This window comes from Candidatus Uabimicrobium amorphum (assembly GCF_009002475.1).
GTDB classification, from domain to species: Bacteria; Planctomycetota; Uabimicrobiia; order Uabimicrobiales; family Uabimicrobiaceae; genus Uabimicrobium; species Uabimicrobium amorphum.
Genome location: NZ_AP019860.1, coordinates 2,548,430 through 2,568,480, shown reverse-complemented (window position 1 = coordinate 2,568,480; position 20,051 = coordinate 2,548,430). Strand labels below are relative to the sequence as shown.

Annotated in this window: 14 protein-coding genes; 6 read left to right on the top strand and 8 right to left on the bottom strand. The window is 39.7% G+C overall.

What is annotated here, in order from left to right; all coding sequences use genetic code 11:
- Window positions 1–63 precede the first annotated feature (63 nt).
- The 4 genes from UABAM_RS09090 to UABAM_RS09075 all read left to right on the top strand — a co-directional run bounded on the left by UABAM_RS09090 (window position 64) and on the right by UABAM_RS09075 (window position 6,591).
- The gene (locus tag UABAM_RS09090; protein ID WP_151967687.1) at window positions 64–1,563 is read left to right on the top strand and encodes a TolC family protein; all 1,500 of its coding nucleotides are present in this window, start codon (window positions 64–66) and stop codon (window positions 1,561–1,563) included.
- The gene (locus UABAM_RS09085) at window positions 1,560–3,701 is read left to right on the top strand and encodes a peptidase domain-containing ABC transporter (RefSeq protein ID WP_151967686.1); all 2,142 of its coding nucleotides are present in this window, start codon (window positions 1,560–1,562) and stop codon (window positions 3,699–3,701) included. The genes UABAM_RS09090 and UABAM_RS09085 overlap by 4 nt, the downstream gene beginning before the upstream one ends.
- Window positions 3,694–5,103: an HlyD family secretion protein gene (locus UABAM_RS34325; RefSeq protein ID WP_151967685.1), complete on the top strand. Its 1,410-nt coding sequence runs from the start codon at window positions 3,694–3,696 to the stop codon at window positions 5,101–5,103. The genes UABAM_RS09085 and UABAM_RS34325 overlap by 8 nt, the downstream gene beginning before the upstream one ends.
- Before the next feature lie 84 nt (window positions 5,104–5,187).
- Window positions 5,188–6,591, top strand: coding sequence for a Glu/Leu/Phe/Val family dehydrogenase (locus UABAM_RS09075; protein WP_151967684.1), 1,404 nt, complete (start codon window positions 5,188–5,190; stop codon window positions 6,589–6,591).
- A gap of 38 nt (window positions 6,592–6,629) precedes the next feature.
- On the opposite strand, the gene UABAM_RS09070 is transcribed toward UABAM_RS09075, so the two are convergent.
- Both UABAM_RS09070 and UABAM_RS09065 read right to left on the bottom strand, forming a co-directional pair.
- The gene (locus UABAM_RS09070; RefSeq protein ID WP_151967683.1) at window positions 6,630–6,908 is read right to left on the bottom strand and encodes a hypothetical protein; all 279 of its coding nucleotides are present in this window, start codon (window positions 6,906–6,908) and stop codon (window positions 6,630–6,632) included.
- A 20-nt stretch (window positions 6,909–6,928) separates the two neighbouring features.
- Entirely contained in the window at window positions 6,929–8,827 is a 1,899-nt protein-coding gene (locus tag UABAM_RS09065) for a serine/threonine protein kinase (RefSeq protein ID WP_151967682.1), read from the bottom strand.
- A gap of 185 nt (window positions 8,828–9,012) precedes the next feature.
- Here UABAM_RS09065 and UABAM_RS09060 point away from each other — a divergent pair, with 185 nt between their 5' ends.
- Window positions 9,013–9,939: a TerB family tellurite resistance protein gene (locus tag UABAM_RS09060; protein ID WP_151967681.1), complete on the top strand. Its 927-nt coding sequence runs from the start codon at window positions 9,013–9,015 to the stop codon at window positions 9,937–9,939.
- A 92-nt stretch (window positions 9,940–10,031) separates the two neighbouring features.
- Here UABAM_RS09060 and UABAM_RS09055 read toward each other — a convergent pair whose 3' ends face one another.
- Together UABAM_RS09055 and UABAM_RS09050 are read right to left on the bottom strand one after the other, a co-directional pair.
- Window positions 10,032–10,838, bottom strand: a complete 807-nt coding sequence (locus UABAM_RS09055) for a DUF3592 domain-containing protein (protein ID WP_151967680.1) — start codon at window positions 10,836–10,838, stop codon at window positions 10,032–10,034.
- A gap of 144 nt (window positions 10,839–10,982) precedes the next feature.
- Complete coding sequence (locus UABAM_RS09050; protein ID WP_151967679.1) at window positions 10,983–11,972, bottom strand: sulfotransferase domain-containing protein; 990 nt, start codon at window positions 11,970–11,972, stop codon at window positions 10,983–10,985.
- Window positions 11,973–12,256: 284 nt separating this feature from the next.
- Between UABAM_RS09050 and UABAM_RS09045 the strand changes: the two genes are divergently transcribed.
- Window positions 12,257–13,579, top strand: a complete 1,323-nt coding sequence (locus UABAM_RS09045; RefSeq protein WP_151967678.1) for a serine/threonine protein kinase — start codon at window positions 12,257–12,259, stop codon at window positions 13,577–13,579.
- A gap of 27 nt (window positions 13,580–13,606) precedes the next feature.
- Here UABAM_RS09045 and UABAM_RS09040 read toward each other — a convergent pair whose 3' ends face one another.
- The 4 genes from UABAM_RS09040 to UABAM_RS09025 all read right to left on the bottom strand — a co-directional run bounded on the left by UABAM_RS09040 (window position 13,607) and on the right by UABAM_RS09025 (window position 19,999).
- The gene (locus tag UABAM_RS09040; RefSeq protein ID WP_151967677.1) at window positions 13,607–15,154 is read right to left on the bottom strand and encodes a hypothetical protein; all 1,548 of its coding nucleotides are present in this window, start codon (window positions 15,152–15,154) and stop codon (window positions 13,607–13,609) included.
- A 122-nt stretch (window positions 15,155–15,276) separates the two neighbouring features.
- Window positions 15,277–16,098: an FHA domain-containing protein gene (locus tag UABAM_RS09035; protein ID WP_151967676.1), complete on the bottom strand. Its 822-nt coding sequence runs from the start codon at window positions 16,096–16,098 to the stop codon at window positions 15,277–15,279.
- A 136-nt stretch (window positions 16,099–16,234) separates the two neighbouring features.
- The gene (locus UABAM_RS09030; RefSeq protein WP_173013220.1) at window positions 16,235–16,504 is read right to left on the bottom strand and encodes a chorismate mutase; all 270 of its coding nucleotides are present in this window, start codon (window positions 16,502–16,504) and stop codon (window positions 16,235–16,237) included.
- Window positions 16,505–16,570: 66 nt separating this feature from the next.
- Window positions 16,571–19,999 (bottom strand): serine/threonine protein kinase, encoded by a 3,429-nt coding sequence (locus UABAM_RS09025; RefSeq protein WP_151967674.1) that lies wholly within the window; start codon window positions 19,997–19,999, stop codon window positions 16,571–16,573.
- Window positions 20,000–20,051 lie beyond the last annotated feature (52 nt).

Genomic DNA, 20,051 nt, shown 5'->3' with positions numbered 1-20,051 from the left:
TGTTAAAGTGTTAAAATTATAAAGTTAATAAAACATAAACCAGGGAAGTGTTAGGAGCCGACCGTGATTTATTGCATGATAGTAGTTATGTTGGATGTAACGTTGTTTATGGGTGATCATAAACCTGTAGAATTATCTCTACAAGAGAGCATACAAAGAGCGATTGCTAATAACCTTGACCTAAAAGTAGAAAGATACAATCCACGTATAGCCAAAAGAGATATTACGATTCAGGACAGTAAATTTGACCCTGTGTTTTCTTTCAATTTTGGATACGACAATTTTGAAAAAGAAAAGTTCGACAAAACTAGCTCTAGCGACGGTTTTGACGTGGACGTAAATGCTAAATTATACAAAAAATACTTTTCTGGTACAACGACGAGTTTACAATACAGCAATGGTTACGATCGTTACTACGATTCGAATGATATTATTGGCTTTGAAGGCACAAATACGTTTTGGTCACAAGAACTTTCGTTTAAGGTAACACAACCACTACTGCGTAACTTTGGCGTTGCAGTGAACACTACAGACTTAGTAATTGCAGAACGCAATAATAGAATACGAGAATACGAACTTCAACAGAAGATATTAGAAGTTATCACTGAAATGCGATTTTTATATTTGGATCTTATCACTGCGCGGGAATCTGTGAAGTTTCAGGAACTTTCGCTGCAGTTTGCACGTAACTTTCTTGAGATGACGGAACAAAGCATCGAAGAAGGAATGATGGCGCCAGCTTCGTTAGTTGAGGCAAGAAGAATTGTGGCGGATCGTCAGCAAGAGTTAATAGGAGCAGAGAAAAAATTTCTTCTCGTGGGTAACAAGATAAAGAAGTTTATTACACCGCTTGATCGCAATTTTTACAGTGAGGTTGTTCTTTTGCCAATGGATGCACTTAACTTTACCGATTTGAACGTTGATTTTTCAATGAAAATTACCAATGCTCTCAAATACAGACGAGATTTATTTAGTGGTCGTCTTTCATTGGAAAATGCCGAAACACTTGTCAATTTTTATCGCAATCAATTGTTACCAAAGTTGGATGTTTCTGCCAGTGTTGGTGTACAAGGACTGAATGAAGAATGGTCACAAAGTTACGACTCGGTATCTCAGGGGGACTTTTTTACTTGGAAATTTGAAGTTGCTTTTGAAATTCCGTTGGGAAACAGACTAGCAAAGTCTAAATATGAACAGTCGCAATTAAAAGAACGACAAACACGTGAGAAACTAAATAAGATTCAAAACCAAATTATGTATGACGTACAGCAATCTATTGTTACACTACGTGCAGAAGCACTACGAGTGAAAGCGGTGAGACAGAATCGCGAACTTGCCGAGCAGCAGTTGCGCAACCAACAAATAAAATACGAAGAAGGTTTGATTCCTCTTTTCCAACTTCAAGACACAGAGCAAAAGTTAACCAAAGCGCGTATCAATGAAGTAAAGGCAATTGCCGATCACGAGAAAGCCATTGCGGCCCTTGATTTCGCAGAAGGAAACATTCGAAAAGTTATGGAACAATTTTTTATTCGCATAGACAATGAAGAGTTTAGCCAATGAAAAAATATACACAGCAAGAGTGCTACGATGAGTTCGTTAGCGTTTTAGAATTTTTATACAGCAATCTTCACTTAGACATTGACTACGAAGAATTTCGTAAAGCCATTGAACAAGGTGACCTAATTGTTGATTCTCAAAAAAGTTTGTACACAGAGTTAACTAAGGTATGCGCTACTCTAGGTGTACAAATATACAAGATGCCGATACGCATAGAGCAAATATTTACCACAAAAAACAAGAATGAGCCGTGGTTGTTTTTTAACGATCGACCAGGGAAATTTAACGGATGGCTAGGAATTTCGGAAGTGTATGGTCGAAAAGCCAAGGTTCATTTTTTGACAAGTGGTGTAACAAAGTGGATCTCCTTGTCTAAAATTAGGAAAATCATCGGTGAAGAAAAAGTTTCTCTAGGAAAAACTTGGCTTGCCGCGAGTTCAGGTTTACCTCTGTCCCCACTGGAATCAAGGTATCATAAGAAGGCCTTGTCTCCGCAAAGACGATTGTTTCAATTTTTAAAAATTGAAAAAAATGATTTGTACGCTGTTTTCATATATTCATTGGTTGCTGGATTTTTCTATTTAGTAACACCGATTGTTGTACAAACTCTCGTGAATACAATTGCTTTTGGAACGCTTCTGCAACCGCTACTTATTTTAACAATAGCACTGTTTTTTATCTTGGCCTTTGCCGCAATCATTGGGACTTTAAACTCCTATGTTGTGGAGCTTATCCAGCAGCGTCTTTTTGCAAAATTGGCTTGCGACCTTTCGTACCGATTACCACGTGTAAAGTTTTCTTCGTTTGATCGCCACAATCCGCCAGAACTCGTCAATCGTTTTTTTGACATTGTGACGGTACAAAAAAGTGCGTCTTCTTTGGTAATCGATGGTCTGTCTATCGTTTTGCAAACGATTATCGGTATGATATTTCTCATGTTATACCATCCTATACTACTCATTTTTAACGTTGTACTTTTGGCCTCCATATGCTACGTACTTTTTGCACTTGGATACGGTGCCATACGCACAAGTGTTAAGGAGTCATACGCCAAATACGATGTTGTTGGCTGGCTCCAAGACATTGTACGCAACCGCATTGTTTTCAAATCTCAGGGAGGGTTGAATTATCTGTCGAAACAATCGGACGCTTACACGCGCAACTACTTAAAAGCGCGTAAAAATCACTTCCGCATTTTATTGTGGCAAATTATTGGTTTTTTCGGTGTTCAAGCGTTCGCCAATGCCGCTGTCTTGGGTTTTGGAGGCTACTTGGTGATTCAAGGCGAATTAAGTCTAGGACAACTTGTTGCTGCCGAAATTATTATTGCACTGATTACTTTGAATTTGACAAAATTCAGTAAACACTTGGCGGTGTATTACGACTTGGTGGCTGCTACCGATAAATTGGGTTATCTGATTGATTTGTCTATGGAAAGAAATAATGGTGACTTTATCAACATCGATAAACCTATCGAGGTAAAGGTGAAAAACTTGACATTCTCATACAAGACAAATACTGTTTTGCGCAATGCCGAGATGGTAATTCCCCAAGGGAAAATGGTAGGACTCGTCGGAAAAACTGGCTCTGGAAAGAGCACACTACTCGAAGTTCTTTACGGTTTACGCACGCAAAGTTCGGGACGGGTACTTTTTAACAATGTTGACAACCGCTATTTCTTTTTACCTAACTTAAGAGCGCATCTTTCCCTGTCACGTGGACAAGAATTGTTTGCGGGAACAATACGTGAGAATATTTGTCTAGATCGTCCCCTGGAGATTTCCAAAATAAACGATGTACTTTATGAGTTGGGAATTTTAGATTTTATACAAAAAATGCCCGACGGACTAGAGACAAAAGTTACCAGTTTAGGTAATCCGTTGTCCCAAGGTTTGACGTATTGTATCGTGATCGCACGTGCAGTACTTTCTGGAGCAAGATTGATTATTATAGACCAGCTACTAGATAGTATCGATGGGGATTTACGCAAAAAGATTGCGGACTATCTAAAGAGCTGCTGCGAAGAAGGTTTATTTACCGTACTGATTAGCGCTTACAACCTGGACTCTTTACAAGATTGTGACTTGGTATACGAAATTGTAGATGAAAAAATACAATTGATAGAGGGAAAAAATGGATAATTTAACAGAGTATAGCTCACATTCAGATAGCGAACACGACAATTTAACAGATTATAGTTCATTGTCGGACAGCCAACTTGTGAGATACAACACGTATCCTCATGGGGAAGATTTACCCGCTCTACGCTACATTAAAACTCCTAGAGTAGTTTCTATATTAACCAAAACACTTTTTTTAGGATTTTTTGGAGTGGTTGTGGCTTTGATACTCACCCCTTGGGTACAAAACGTCGTTGGTCAAGGAGGGGTAATTGCGTATGCGCCTTTAGAGAGAAGGCAAACGATTGCGGCTCCCATAGTGGGAGTTGTTACAAAGTGGTATGTTCAAGAGGGGGAACTTGTTGAAAAAGGCCAGCTTCTTGTCGAAATTAGTGACAACGACCCACAATTGATGGTACGACTAGAGCAACAAAAAACTGCTTTAGAAAACCAACTTCTTGCGGCAAAAAATAAATTGCAATCTTACCGTACGCAATATATCGCATTAGAGAGTTCCCGAGATAGCGCTCTAACAATCCAAGATGCCGAGATCAAAGCCGCTATCGCAAAACGCAAGGGGACAGAACGTGAACTCGACGCTAAAAAATCCGATTTTACGACAACATCACTCAACTATAAACGCCTTTTAGCATTGAAAGAAAAGGGGATTGCTTCACAAAGACAAATAGAAGTTGCCACCTTTAAATATGAAAAAGCTCGCGCTGATGTAAGAAAAGCTAAGCAAGACTTAAACGCAGCAATCAATTACGTGAGAGGTAGTTACTCGAAAAGAAAAAAAATTAATTTCGATGCCGAAGCCAAAATGAGTTCTACACAGAGCTACATTGCCTCAAGTGAATCTGATATTGCAAAAATACAAGCTAGTATTGCGAAGTTAGAAACGTCGATTTCGCGACAATCTACACAAGTGATTAAAGCACCACGTAAGGGTTATGTATTTAAGATACTCAAAGCACCAGGTAGCGAACAACTGAAAAAAGCGGATGCTGTGGCTATATTTCTACCCTACACAGAAGAAAAAGCGGTAGAAATATATATTGATGGGAATGATATTCCGCTGATAAGTGAAGGGCGCAAAGTCAGATTGAAATTCGAAGGATGGCCTGCTCTTCAATTTGTTGGATGGCCATCCGCAGCTATTGGAACCTTTGGTGGAGAAGTGGCGGTGATCGATTCCACTGATAGCGGCAAAGGTAAGTTTCGTATTGTTGTGGTGCCTGATAAGAGTGATGTTCCATGGCCTGATGGCCAATATTTACGTCAAGGGGTACGCGTTGTCGGATGGGTACTCTTGGATGAAGTTTCTCTTGGGTTTGAATTATGGCGTCAGTTTAATGGTTTCCCACCAACGGTTGACAAACCAGAAAAACTAAAAACATCCATATACAAGAAGAAAAAGTAAGTTTTGTATTAGACCTTGGTTACGATTGGGCAGTCCTCATTTTGCGAAGAGTTTAACAGCATGATTTTATGATGGGAGCAAATAATGTCAAACATAAGTTTTTTCGAAGAAGTCAACAATTGTTTTGATAAGGCATCTCGCCATACGAGTATTGATCAGGGACTATTGAAGTGCATAAAGGTGTGTAATAGTTCCTACCATGTGACTTTCCCACTTGTAAGGGATAACGGAGAAGTTGAAGTCGTTCAAGCATGGAGAGCAGAACATTCTCATCACAAGTTGCCCACCAAAGGAGGAATTCGCTACAGCGAAATGGTGAACGAAGACGAAGTGATGGCTTTGGCCGCTCTTATGACATACAAGTGTGCGATTGTTGATGTTCCCTTTGGTGGTGCAAAAGGGGGAATTCAAATAAATGCCCGACAACTTTCAGAGAAGGAACGAGAACGGCTTACGCGTCGTTATACATATGAGTTAGTGCGCAAAGGCTTTATTGGACCAGGTGTCGATGTTCCCGCTCCTGATTATGGCACGGGTGAACAAGAGATGGCATGGATTGTGGACGCATTTGCGGCGCTGAATCCGCAAATGGATGCCGATGCATGTGTTACCGGCAAACCTGTCGCTCTTTCTGGAATTCGCGGACGTACTGAGGCCACAGGACGCGGCGTGTTCTTTGGTATTCGCGAAGCGTGCGCAGTGAAAGAGGACATGGAGAAATTAGGACTTTCGCCAGGGTTAGAGGGCAAAAAAATCATTGTACAAGGCCTGGGAAATGTGGGTTACCATTCGGCTAATTTTTTTGAACAAGCAGGTGCCATGATCGTTGGGGTGATGGAATACGAAGGCGGCATTTACAATGACCAAGGTTTGAACTTACAACAAGTGGTGGATCATCGCCGTGCAAATAATTCTATTCTTGGATTTCCTGGATCTAGAAATATAGAAGACTCGAAACAAGGTTTGGAACTACCATGTGATATTTTGGTTCCCGCAGCATTAGAGCATCAAATTAGCGAAGAAAATGCACCGCGTATACAAGCGAAAATAATTGCCGAAGCCGCGAATGGACCATTGACATCAGAAGCACACGAAATTCTGGTCAAAAAAGGCGTTTTGATCGTTCCAGACATATACCTCAATGCTGGAGGGGTCACGGTTTCGTATTTTGAATGGCTAAAAAATATTTCCCATGTGCGTTTTGGACGTATAGGGAAAAGATTTGAACAAAGTTCGCAAAATAGTATGTTGCAAGCTATTGAGATGGCCACAGGTCGCAAGTTTAGTGAAGAGGAACGCAAACTTCTCTCGAAAGATGCCGATGAGGTAACACTTGTGGATTCTGGATTAGAGGATACGATGGTGAATGCATATGGCGAAATATGGGAGACACACAAAAGACACAATGTCGACTTGCGTATCGCTTCTTTCATCAATGCGATTAACAAAGTCGCGGTTATTTATCAACGGCGCGGAATATTTCCCTAAAGGTGAACTAATTTGGTTATGTAGACGATCGCTGACATTTATAGTAAATAGATGATCGTTTGGATCAACCACACCAAGGTTCCTAAAAACATGAATGTCGATAAAAAGGCAAAACGAATTGCCCAATTCTTAGGTAAGCGAACGGCGATAAGGTTGCCTATCACAAAAGACGGAAGGGGAATTAAATTTATGGCTAAGTATATATAAAAAACCCCTACCATTTGTTCCAAAAGCGTTGCTTTGTTTACAAACGATGCAATTTTTTCAAGGTACTGCCGCGTATGTGTTGGGATCATGCCATCGAAGAATGTCAACATGTACTGCGGCTAAGTTTTGTTTACTCAGAAGCCAGTGTTGTGTGAAATTTTACTTTACGATAGATGTTAACATATGACATCACCGATACGACGACGAGTATAGATATAATAAGAGTGACGAGCGATAAACAAATAAAACTTCGCCAAATATACGCCTCAACTGCCAACATTGTTCGATTATCAATCATGACAAAAAATTCGTCTATCGGACGGGTAATCGTCTGTTTATTTTGCTGATATTTTTCATCAAACATTAAACGTATAGCGCGTTGTTGCTGTCCGTCTTCCACAGCTTGCATTGCTTTTACTTCGGTGGCGACGAGATCATTTGAGTAATCTTCTGATTCTTTTAGTTTGGCAAACTCTTCTGTTGTAAATCCCAATTCTTTCATAATGTTTCGTAGTGGAATGGTTCTACCGTCTGCACGCGGTTTTTTGCCATTGCGAATGTCAAGAATTTCACGGTACATTTTTTTGTATTTTTTATCCCCAGTGGCAACATAACTACGCGCCGTTCGTGTCAAATCGTCGGAGCTTTGGCGCAACTCCTGAGCCGTAAGATGAGAAAGATAGCGAATTTTTTGCTTGTTGTTGAGATCTTTTTGTACATCAAACATATACACAACAAGGCTTCCCAGAATAAGGAGCAGTACGATATATATGGAAGAAAGGAACAGAAACTTTAGGCTTTCGCGGTTACGTAGGTATTTATTTACGGCCTTTTGGAATTCTTTTACAGACGGATAACGATCCTGCGGTTCTCTGGCCATCGCCTTAAGGCATATATTTCGTAGTTCACGGGGAAATGCATTGTCAAATTCTGGCATGTTGCCTTTGTAAGATGAAACCAAAACTTCCCACATGGTGTCACCACGATGGGGAGGCTTTCCGGCAATAATTTCATATAACACCGCACCGAGTAGATATACATCTGTCCACTCACCTATTTTGTCTCCCTCTCCACCAACAAGTTCTGGAGCTATATAGCATGGCGTTCCCATCGGAGCGGCGACTTCTGAGCGATGTATCGTGCGCGATTCTTTGTGCTCTTTGATGTTCACCGCAAGTCCCCAATCCATGACTTGTACTTCGCCAAATTCTCCAATCATAACATTTTCTGGTTTGATGTCGTTGTGCACGATTCCTTTGCTGTGGGCAAAGGCAATCGCATTGCACACCACAAGTAGTATACGTAAATGTGTATCGCGATCAAAATTTTGCGCTTTTTGCACACTATCTTTTTGGGTGGGATGGAGTAGTTCCTTCCATGAGGTACCACCGACCATTTTCATCGCCAGCAATATTTCATTTTCTGTACCCCTACCAAGATCGTGAACAGGGACGATATTGGGATGTTCGAGAAACGCCGTCACCAGGGCTTCGCCGATAAACTTCTTTTCCTGATTTATCTTTTCTGGACGCAGTTTTTTGATGGCGATTTCGCGTTGTAAATTATTCTGGAATCCACGAAAAACAATTCCCATTCCTCCTTTGCCAATCTCTTCATTGCAATGATAATTTGCTGTTGTCACATTGTCCCTAACTTCACGTACATACTTAGAGGTTTCTGCAACGAAATTCATTGTTTCTGATGCATCTTGAGTGACATCTTGCGTTACTTTATTGGCGTAGTTCACTGTGGGAGCATGAGGAGAAACGTCGGGCTCACGGTCATGACCATCAATGCGAATGCTGTTTGGCAGTGTCTCATTTCTTAGAGCAACTGTTGTGTCGTGTGCATCGATAGTTTGTACTGGTTGTGTTTCTTGGTAACCTAAATGTAATATCGGTAAGTTGTTGGGGTCACCCATTGTACGAGTAGTGTTTATACTTTCATACGTTACGGAGGTGCGATTTTGCTGTAGTTGTTGCGCAGAAGCGACTTTTTCCCAAATTTGTCTCAGTTTGTGCTCATCCATACCCGATCCTTTTCCCAATAGATAATTTAAATGCGCCCTAAATCATACAAAATAATCGAATCGGTAGCAAACGATCTTCTAAACTTGCTATGGCGATAAATATCTAAATGTATTTACATTACCATAGTTTCATCATAGAATAAAATATTGAATTAAGTCACAAGCTTTTTTAGTGGGAAACAGCTATGATTAGAACAAGAGGTGTGGAAAGAACCATAAAACGTGGTCGTTTTTTATGTCCAACATGCAAAGAAAAATGCAAGTATAAGCTGGTAAAAGTGGAACGCTACGTTTCCGTACATGTTATCCCTGTGATCCCCAAAGGAACGGCGGGCAATTATGTGGAGTGTCAATCATGTAAGGGAACTTTTAAAAAGAGTGTTTTGGCTCTTGCGAAAAGGCAAGAAAAAAAAGTGAGTGAAGAGGTCGAAGAGCAGGTATTTGAAGCACAGTACAAGCAAGCAATCAAAAATGTAATGTTTTTGATTATGACGGCTGACAGAGTGATCGAAGAAAGTGAAGTGCAGCATATCATGCTTGTATACAAACAGTTGACAGGTGAAGATTTGCAAGCGCAAAATATAAAACGCAGCGGTATTGAAATGGCGATGCAGCAAAAAAAATTACGAGATTACTTGAGCGATATTTATCCGTCGCTAAATCTTCAGGGGAAAATGAAAGTGCTACAATCGGCAATGGAGGTCGCCAGTGCCGACGGACGATTTCAACTAGAAGAGCAGCAAATGATTCATGATCTCGTTAAAGTATTACAAATTCCCGTTAAAAACGCCAATTGTACTATTCAGCAATACTTTGACGTAGATGTTGTCAACATCGCCTTTGCGTGTCCTCACTGTCAAAGACCTACACGCATTAAGCACAGCCTAAAACCTATCGGCAAGAAAAAAAAGTGCAAAGGCTGTCAACAAACATACCAATTATCGCGAGATGTGGTGAAACCAACATCACTTATTTGTGGGGTAGGGCAGTTCGTTACCAAACCATGTGATGTTTGCGAAAATCAGATTCACATCAAACCTGGAATCGCTATTGACAAACAACGGTGTACTTATTGTTGTAATGAACAAACCAGACCTATTCCTGAGACATAACATGCCCTAACAACAAAAGGTACATTTTGGATATTTGAGGTTCCATATTCGATCACGAATCGCAAATATCGAGTTATGTCATTAATATAATCTTAATCTTTGTCGGTTTGCAATATAAACCGTAGCCACGGAATGAAAACCATCAACATAAGGATAGATAAAACAGATAGTCGCGACAGTGCTGCCTGCAAATCAGAGTATGGAGAAAACGCGGTGAGATAACACTCATAAGCGGCGACAACAATACCTGAGAAATACCAAACAAAAGTGAGGGTAAATCGTGTTAGCTTCGCACGACGTGTGGCACTAAACTCATTGCATTGTGGCCAACGTATTGCCAAAATGGGAAATAAAAATAGAATGACTAGGTGAAAAGGTAGTAGTAGAGACAGCCAAAAAATGTAAGGGTAGGGATTGACGACTTTCAATAAGAACGTTTTTTGCGGATCTTGCGCAGAACGATACGCACTAAAAGATTCCCCAACGGGAAATTGATCAATGACTTTTTCGACCATACGTCGTGGCATATCCATTGTTTCGGTATCAGGTAGTAGGCGTTTACTCGTGTAGGTTTGGCCATTTTCTTCATAACTGTACTGAACTTCCGGAGAATAAGAAGGGTTGTTTTTGTCTTCCTGGCCAAATTTGTTTAGTGGATATGTCTCTTTGATTTGCGTTTTGGTAATCGTAACGGTTACTTGGTTTTCCATCACAAAAGAAACATGCTGTTCATAAAGCATTTCTCCTACCTTGTAGACACAAAACACACCTGTTGCAAAAAACGCAAGCCATGCGATAAATGCCACACAAAACCCTAGAGTGTTTGGTTTTTTCTTTGGTAAATGCTTCTTAGAGGATTTTTTGTTCGACGACTTTTTTTTTCGTTTGTTTTTTGCCATTTTTTTCTCCTGTACATTATGACACCTAATCGCAAAACGCTTTGAATTATTCAGAATAGAAACACAACTCTATTATTGAAAATAACAAATTTGTCAAAGAATCGCAGTAAAATTTAGGGGGACATCAATTATTGATGACATGTTCTATTGCAAAATATAATTCTCATAAGGAAAATCGCAGTTCAATTCTTGCAAATGTTGACGACAGTAGTCATCTATTTGTTTTTGCTCTTTTGTAGAAATGAGTTCTTGCGAATTATTTTTTTTGCCGCTGCGAATCATACTTCCTTGTGTCAGAGCAAACGGAGTAAGCGGCCCAGGGTAAAATTTATGGTCAATGGATTTCATGTACTTATACGAACTACGATGTGCAACATTGGCAAACTGCTCTTCGTTTAACTCCACCCCCATTACTGTCGCGATTTTACGTATCGCTTCAGGTAAATCGTCCTTCATTTCTTCGAAGGTAATAAACAGCACATTTTTCCTATGACGCCACTCCCAATATCCCGCGGTAAATTCCGCCCAAGGACCATGTAAAGCGTATTTTCCCATGTATGTTTTTAGCCATGTTTTTGGGAGTGGCATCAGTTTTCCAAAAAACAATGAGCGCACAAAAAAGTAACTGGACACAAAGACGTCTTTGGGATCACGAACGACGCATATATATGTCGCTTCGTTGTTATAGGGCATGTTTTTCGCTTGTAGATGCGTTTTAATAACCCGCAAGTTGGTAGGGGAGTCAAAAGGATCTTCTAGTGAAATACTATAATGGGGAATAGGAGAGTCTGGCCAAGGAATCACATTATGGATGTGGTCGAATTCCGCTTGACCACGGTGAGCAATTTGTTGGGCAATGTGCATTGTCCAATTTGTACCGCTCTTAAAGTAAGAACATATAAAAACATCATGCTTTTTGGGAGTGTAGTCTTGGAGTCTACAGTTTATTTTCGCATGTGCTATCGTAGAAACCGCGCGAAATGGTAGGTAGATCAAAAAATATTCTAGACCCAAAAGTCGCGGAATAAAAAAAATGCATTGTATGAGAAATGCAAGTGGCATGAAAACAATGCGCAAGCTTTTCATGAGCTTTTTGCGGTGTTCGCGTTTTTCATGAATGATAGTTGTATGCATGATATTTTCCTGCTATTTCTGATGAATTAGATGGTCATTTTTTGACCGTTGTTTTTGTAATTTAGACCTATTATAAATTGGTTTTTTATAACAACAAACGAAAAAGTTTTCGCAGGATATTCATCCATTCGTGGCGACGAACGACAAATTTGCAAATTTGAGATAAAGTTGTCGTCCGCTATGGTTTAATTATTTGAAAAAAAAGTCAAATAAAATAAAATAAAACATACCCAGATTATTTAGCGCGACAAAATGACGAGTTGTTTGTCAAGAAAGTGGATTATATGAATGAATTGAAGGCAAAACTACAAGAACTCAAAGATTTATATGAGAATAAACTGATCACTAAAGATGTTTATGACAAAATGTGCTCTCATCTTGTCAATGAACAACAAGTCCACTCTGCCAGTACAATGACCATGCCACAGGAGACGACTGAAAAAAAACCTGTGGTTCGCAATGCTGCGCACAGACCATATGACAAACTACGTGTGGGAGACGTGATCAACGACAAATATCATATTGAATGCTTGCTAGGAAAAGGAGGAGTGGGAAGCGTTTATCGTGCACAGCACTTGCTTCTTGGAAAAGATATTGCCTTTAAAGTGCTAAATTCACATGGCCGCCGTAATCCTGAGACGCAAAAGCGGTTTATCAGTGAAGTAAAAATGGCAATGGAATTCATCCATGAACATGCATTGCAAATTCGCGATTATGGAGAAACCAAGGAGGGTCTTCAATATTTTACGATGGACCTCTCGGATGGGATCTCTCTAGAGAAACTCATTGTGCAACAAGGTGTCCTCGAAGAAAAAAGAGCCCTGAATATTGCACGACAAGTTTTGAGTGCCCTTAAAATTGCTCATGAAAAGAGTATCATTCACCGCGATTTAAAACCAGCGAATATTTTAATCGAGAAACGTTTGGGACGCGATCACGCGTTGGTTTTAGATTTTGGGATTGCAAAGTCCATCTCTTGTGAAGATGCGGAGATGACAGGGGATCGGATAATAGGTACTCCAAAATATATGTCTCCCGAACAGGCCGGAGGAGAAAGTGTCGACCATCGCAGCGATCTATTTTCTGTGGGAATTATTCTCTACGAAATGATCACGGGAGCGTGTCCTTTTAATGGAAAATCGGTGCGTGACATTGTGATGGCGATTATGACGCAAAAACCACAGGCGATGACAAAACTGAATCCCAAAATTTCGCGTGGTGTGAATTCTTTGGTGAATAAGTCTCTGCGTAAAGATCGTCGCGAACGCTTTTCTTGTGCGGCAGACTTCATCAAGGCGATTGACAATGCTTTGCAAAAAATTGACTCTCGCGTTGTGCAAAACAATAAAAAACCAGCCAAAACAGAGTCGTCTAAAAAATCTTATAGCAACATATCAGCAAAAGATTTAAGTTTGCAGTCGCAAATTAAAGCCGAAATTCACAAACAAGATCAGCAGAGTAAAGTTTGGTATCGCTTTTTCCTACGTGTTGTCAGACCTCAAGTATTGTTGGGCAAAGAGATTGGTTTTCATGCTTTACTCTTTTTAGATGCCTTTATCGTGGCGATCTTTGTAGGAATTATCTATTTGCTGTTTTTCTTTCTGTAGACAGGATAGACTACCCTGTCCAAATTTCTATACAAAGAAGAATACCATCGCCACAGCGCCAACCATGGCCAAAATCATCGCATACAAAACACCTTTGAGTCCATAAGAAATTACCTGCCAAATTTTTAAGTGCATATTCCATGTCGTTATTTTCTCTTTGTAGAGCATTTTCATTATATCTGCGAAACAGTGTTGTTCTTGAATGTCTTTGACTTCGCGATAATCGACCGGTATTGATAATGATTTTGCTAACGTATTTGCAAGGCTTAAAGCGTGATTGTACAAGCGCTCACTATTTTTATACACCTCTTCGCTTTTTGTCAAATTGGGTATTTTTGTGATGACATGAGGTGTTTGCGCAATCACCACAGGTTGTGGGGTGATTCCTTCGATGACAACTTCGGCTTTACTGTAGTATTTGTTTGAACGGCGCTGTAGCAAAAGTCTGTCTAAATGTTGTACTCTTACAGTACGAATTTTTGATGTGTCAAAAGTTTGTTTGTGATTTGCGCACTCCAGGTATAGTTTTTTGCGTGCAAAATCAAAATTCCATATTGTTTTGGTGAAGCGTTTACTGATAAGCCACTGCCATAGAATATAAAGGGCACCACCCATAATAACTACCGCAAGCACTGGTCTTTGAAAATAATCTAGCAAAATAGGAAACAATAAGAAAATCACGGGGCCGATGATAGCACTTACGAGTAGCGTAGCGATAAATGTCGGGGCCATGTTTTGCCATGGGTAACGATATGCGATGGTGAGCTGCTTTTGCGGTTGATAGTGAAGTTGATTATTCGCGAACTCATGGAGTTGTGGATTGAGTTCTTCGCATACAATTTCGTTGAGGCTTTGAACAGCTTTTGTACCAACATTTTCTATATAATCCTGCTGCCTATAAAAATTGACGACCATTGTTTTATGTGTATTGTGTTTGATCGCCAATTGTTCGCATCCGCAAATTCCTGCCAAGTTTTTGGCAAATTCCAAGAGTTGATCGCGATTGCAGATTGTTTTTATTTTCCACTGTGTGGAAATTGTCGTGTCTTGTAAATGAAAATCAATCGTCCATAACAGACGGTGTGATTTTTCTGTAACGGTAAATCCGTTTAAATTTGAGACCTCTATGACATGTGACTGGATTTTTTTTCGTGTTTGTTGAATAATGAGTGTAATTTGTTGCGCGTTAATTTGCGCATCACAAACATAGGGTTGCCAGGCAAATTTATCGGCAATGTACGCCGCAATACTGGGACCAACGATAAGACCTACCGTAGATATTGCCTGATGTTGTGACCCAGATAGACCTACAATCGGGAAATACCAAAACCAGAATGCCATGACGATGAGCCCCATCAAATGTATGGAGGTGGTGCTGCGGAATACCAAAGCGTGTATACCTAAGTAAACACAAGTGGCGATCCAGTACAAAAAGTGCGGCGGAGTAATTGTCGAAAGAAATAGGCATGCTACGCAAGTGTAAGCTACTAGTAAGAAAACGGCCTGTAAGCCCACGACATGTGTTTTACCGGAGACATGCATTTGTTGTTGTGGAGTGTAGTGCTTGATATTCATACATCACCTCTATCTCAAATAGTTATTGTTGACTTTTCAATGATGTATTGGCAATAACATTGCGAAAGGTGATGAATAAAAAATATTTTATTTAAAATAATCTTGTTTGCTAGGTTACGCGCTTAGTTGGAATCACGTTGCGATTCATCCTCGCTTTGGGCGAATTGTAGAAGTAAGTATTCCACATCATCGTTCATGGTTTGCTCAGGAGCTTGTTTGTCTGGGACAAACACAAACTTACCATTCTCACACCCCATAATGATAAAAAAAGCATCTTCGCCTTTTATATCAGTTACTTGGCTATGGACAACAATCCCTCTTTCAAAGTAGATAAAGGCGCGTATTTCTTTTTCCGTAACCTGCACATAACCCGTTTTCTTTTTAGAAGCGACCATCTGCAAAACGCTACCTAAGTCAATAACCTTTAAGTCTCCTTTGAATAAGTTTTCCACTTGGCCAAAGGTGGCTTCGCGTGTTTTGCGCACCGTGACTTGTTTTGACTGCAATCCTGGGTATATCTTGGTTGGGGTGACAAGACTGATGTGATAAAAATAAATTTTATGTTCGCCTATCTGGATAATATCTCTGTCTTTTAGGGCGGTGGTGGTGCAGTATACACCGTTCACCAATAGGCCATTGACACTTTGCAAATCGGTAATGATGTAGCTATCTTCTTCAATGTTCCATTTGATGACAGCATGTTGGCGTGACACATCCTCTGAGTTTAGGGATAAGTTGCAACTGCTTTCACGTCCGATGACAAATTCTTCGAGTTTGTTTAGTTTGACACGTGGGGCAGGAAAACACTCTAGGTAGTAGCCTGGCATGATTTCATTGTTTTGCTTGATGGAAGCTATTTCATTTTTTGAGCTTGTGGTACTACTTCTTTGTATAACAGGCATTCTTTTTGTACGGTGAAATTCTTTTTTATTTTTATCAGACATATTTCAATTATTTTTCAAAAAAGCGGTTTTGTTACTTTAAAATTATATTTACACTATGATAACAAAAATATTTGTATTCACATAAAAAAAATAACTGTCGTACACTTGAAAGACGAAAAAAATTTACTGGTAAAGACTACTCAAACTTTTTTTGCATACATGTGCGTGATACATGAAAAATTTCGCGAAAAATTTGTTCGAGCATTTGGGCGGATAGAGGTCCGTCGTTATGTTCTTTTAGATGATCTAACATGTGTTTTTCACGCGCGGGATCAAAAAACTCTACACCTTGTTGCTTTTTGATATCTGCTATTTGTAGGCTAAGTGCAATTCTTTGATTCAAAAGACCTAAGATATCGCCGTTGACTTTTTCTATTTGACTACGTAGAGATTCCAACCTATCCATTTTTTTACTAGGCTCCATAAAAAATAGGGCGCAATTTGCGCCCTATTTTATGTTGTACTTGGTGTACTATTCGTTATTGCCTCTTTTTCGGGCAATTTGTAAATACTGCTTACTATTGCGTTGTACATTTTTCGATATCTCTTTTACCCAGCCTTCATCGAGCGTTCCTGTCAATCTGAACTTGGAAAATAGCGCTCGTGAATTGGAGTAAAGGCCCACATAACCCTTGGTGCTGCGAATTTTATCTGTTCTGGTTTTGCGATCAGCAGCATAGGCATATATGTAGTTCTTCTTTACTTCTACAGACAACTTTATTTCTTTTTGATTCACCACTTTACGCAAATTAATTTTCTTGATGGGAATTTCGTTGTACTTTTGTTTAAAACGTAGATAAGCGGCTTTTCCGTCTACATAACCGAGAACAGCCATATCTCTTTCTTTAGGAATTTGCTTAATTTGCGCTTGGTAAGAAATGGCATTACTTACTTTGTTGTTGATTTCATGTGTTACGAGTTGCTTTGCAGAGTAGTTCACAAACAATAGGTGTTTATCCAGTGCGATTAAATCTTCCGATTTTTTGAAAAAGCACAATCCTATGTTACTCGTTTCGTCATCGTTAGGTGTAACGAAAACTTCTACATTGATATTTCCACGTACTTTACCTTTCCAATAAATCTCAAAAACATCTTTGGTTTGATTGGCAAAACTGTGCAGTTGTAAGTCTTTAATGCCGCACAGTTGTTTTTGCGTGGTACCGAAGAAATCTTGTAAATGCTTGTTACTATCAAATGCATAGTCAACGGTAAACTCCATGGTTTTGTGGTCTAGCTTGGTGAATGGATTGGCAAAATAAAGTTCTATCGCATACTTTTTTAAGTAGCTAGACTCTACATTTTTTTGTAGACGATTAATTTTCTTGGCGTTTTTCTTGTAATAAGTGGTTTTTTTGTACTTGCGCGATTGTAGTTTACTTATGTAGGAAAAGGCCTTTTTTAGATCGTTCTTTAGGGCTTTGGAAGCCTTTTTATACAGGATCTCTGTATCTTGATTGGCAATCTTTTCCGAAAGATAGTCGGTATATATTTTGTTATTGTATGGATTTTTACTTAAAATCTCATAAGATTCGCGTACATAACCGTAAGGAATGACCGCAACGGCAAGTGCCCATAGGCTGGAGTCATTGACATCTATACGCATTTTGCGCAATGCGCTTTTACCATTATCGAGCTCTTTTAACAGTTTTTTATTTTTTAACTGTTTGGCCACTTCGGTGTAATAGCGTAGTTTTTGTAACTCTTTTTCTACAATGCTCTCAAAACCCGGTTTATCTTGGTAACTTTTGCAATGTTCTTCTGCTTGACCATAGGAGTCAATGCCTTTTAGTAGTGGACGATCGATTCCGGCGCGAAATGCGGCTCCTTCTTTTTTTAGCACGCGTCTTTGTAGTTTTTTGTATTCGTTTTTTGTTTGTTGTAATGCTGATTTTAAACGCAGTTTGTCGGCATCAGGAGCGAACAGCAACATTTTGTTATAGATCTTTTGTGCTTGCGGATACTTTTCTTTTCGACGTAAGATTTTGGCTCTTTTTTCATCGCGTTGTAGTTCTTGGTTGAGAACATATAATATGTTGTCTTTCTTTTGTAGAATTTCTTTGCCTTTTTCTGTTTCATCCAGCCCCTTGGGAAAAGACTCCAAAAGATCGTAAGCCGTTTTCAAATCGATCGAAGGATCATTTTCATCTTTGCGTTCCCAACGCTCTTCGGCTTTTTTGACATCCTTCATTATTTTTTCATAGTGTTTTTGCGATTCGATCTTGAGGTTATTTACGAATTTTTTTTCTTCGTCATCAATTAGGCTTAAAATACGCTTCTTGTAAGGCTGTAGTTTCTCATCTTTTTCTATTTTTGTCTTATATTCTTTTTTGAGATCGGCGTATTTGCTTTGTTCCTCTTTTACAACTTCGCGGTTATTGAGATCTATGACACTGGTGTTTGGCAAAGACACAACAATGGCGGCTTTGATTTTTTCAAAGTCGTCTTTTTGCGTAACGGGATTGGTATTTTTTTGTGGTGGTTTTTTGCCTTTGTCGGCAATGAAGTATGCGTAAATAAAGTAGCCGGTACCAGCAAATAAAATAAGTACCGAGAGAACTGCAACGACAATGGACGACGTTGAATAGCTTTTGGCAGCAACAACTTGACGTACGGGAACAGGGCGGTAAACCGCGCGTCGTCTCGCTCTGCCAGAACGCTGTTGTTGTTGTGGTTCATCGACAAATTCCAAGGGTTTTTCTGTTTCATCGTAATCGTCATAATCATCGTAATCGTCGTAGTTGTCTCCTTCGCTTTCTATATCGCCCTGGAAAGGTGTATAGCCATCAAGGAATTGACGCAAATCGTTTACGATTTCTGCGCAGGATTGGTAGCGCTTGTTTTGTTTTTTCTGCGTACAGCGCTCTATGATTTTACATACTTGTTGTGGAATACTCTCATCGATAGAATGCGGATGTGGGAATGGTTTTGTGGCATGCATCGCACAAACCACTGCCGGATTTTTTTGTGGAAAAGGTGGGCTACCTGTGATCATGTGATAGAAACTTGCCCCAAGGGAATATATGTCAGAGCGGTGATCAATGCTGTCGCGAAGACCGCGTGCTTGTTCTGGAGATATATAGTGAGGAGTACCTAACGCATGTCCTTCCATGGTGAGGCGACTATCATTTCCAAAATCTCTTACTAATCCGAGGTCACATAGTTTGGGAATACCTTCTTCTGTTAGGATGACATTGTCTGGTTTAATGTCACGGTGAATAATGCCTTCTTGGTGGGCATAATCTAGAGCGTCCGCTATTTGCAATACAATATTAGCTGCCTCTTCTACTTCCAATTTACCTTCTGCATCTAGTAGGTCACCGATGGATTGCCCTTCGATAAACTCCATGACAAAGTAGTGAATGCCATCTTTGGTTTTTCCGGCATCAATACCACCAATGATGTTGTCATGACTTAAACGAGCTGTGGTACGCGCTTCTAAAGTGAAACGATCCACTAGGTTTTTATCCTTGCTGAGTTTCTTTTCCAGAACCTTAATAGCAACGGGACGTTCCATCGAAACTTGTATACCGCGATATACACTTCCCATGGCACCTTTACCGATTTCTTCGACAATATCATAACCATCAATTACAGGAACATTTTTTGTGGGAATTATCTCTCTTTCTATTGAAGGCACTGTTTCGTCTGATTCGCCTAACTTTACTGTTTTATGAGTAGAGTCGTTGAAAGGATTTCCATCAAATTCCATTATGTTATTTGCAGTCTCTTGCCAATTTTCTTGAGAGATGTACTGCTTGGATACAAGGATTTCTTTCAGAGTTTTTTGGTCCATTCCCAGAGAACCGATGTCTTCTTGTATCTTTAGACATTCGTCTAATTGACTCTTTGAAATTAATCCGATCTCTATTGCTTTTTGGGCAATTTTAAATTCGTTAACCATGGTTGTATTCCTGTATTTATCGGTTAGAAAGTTTATCGCAAGTTTTTTTTAT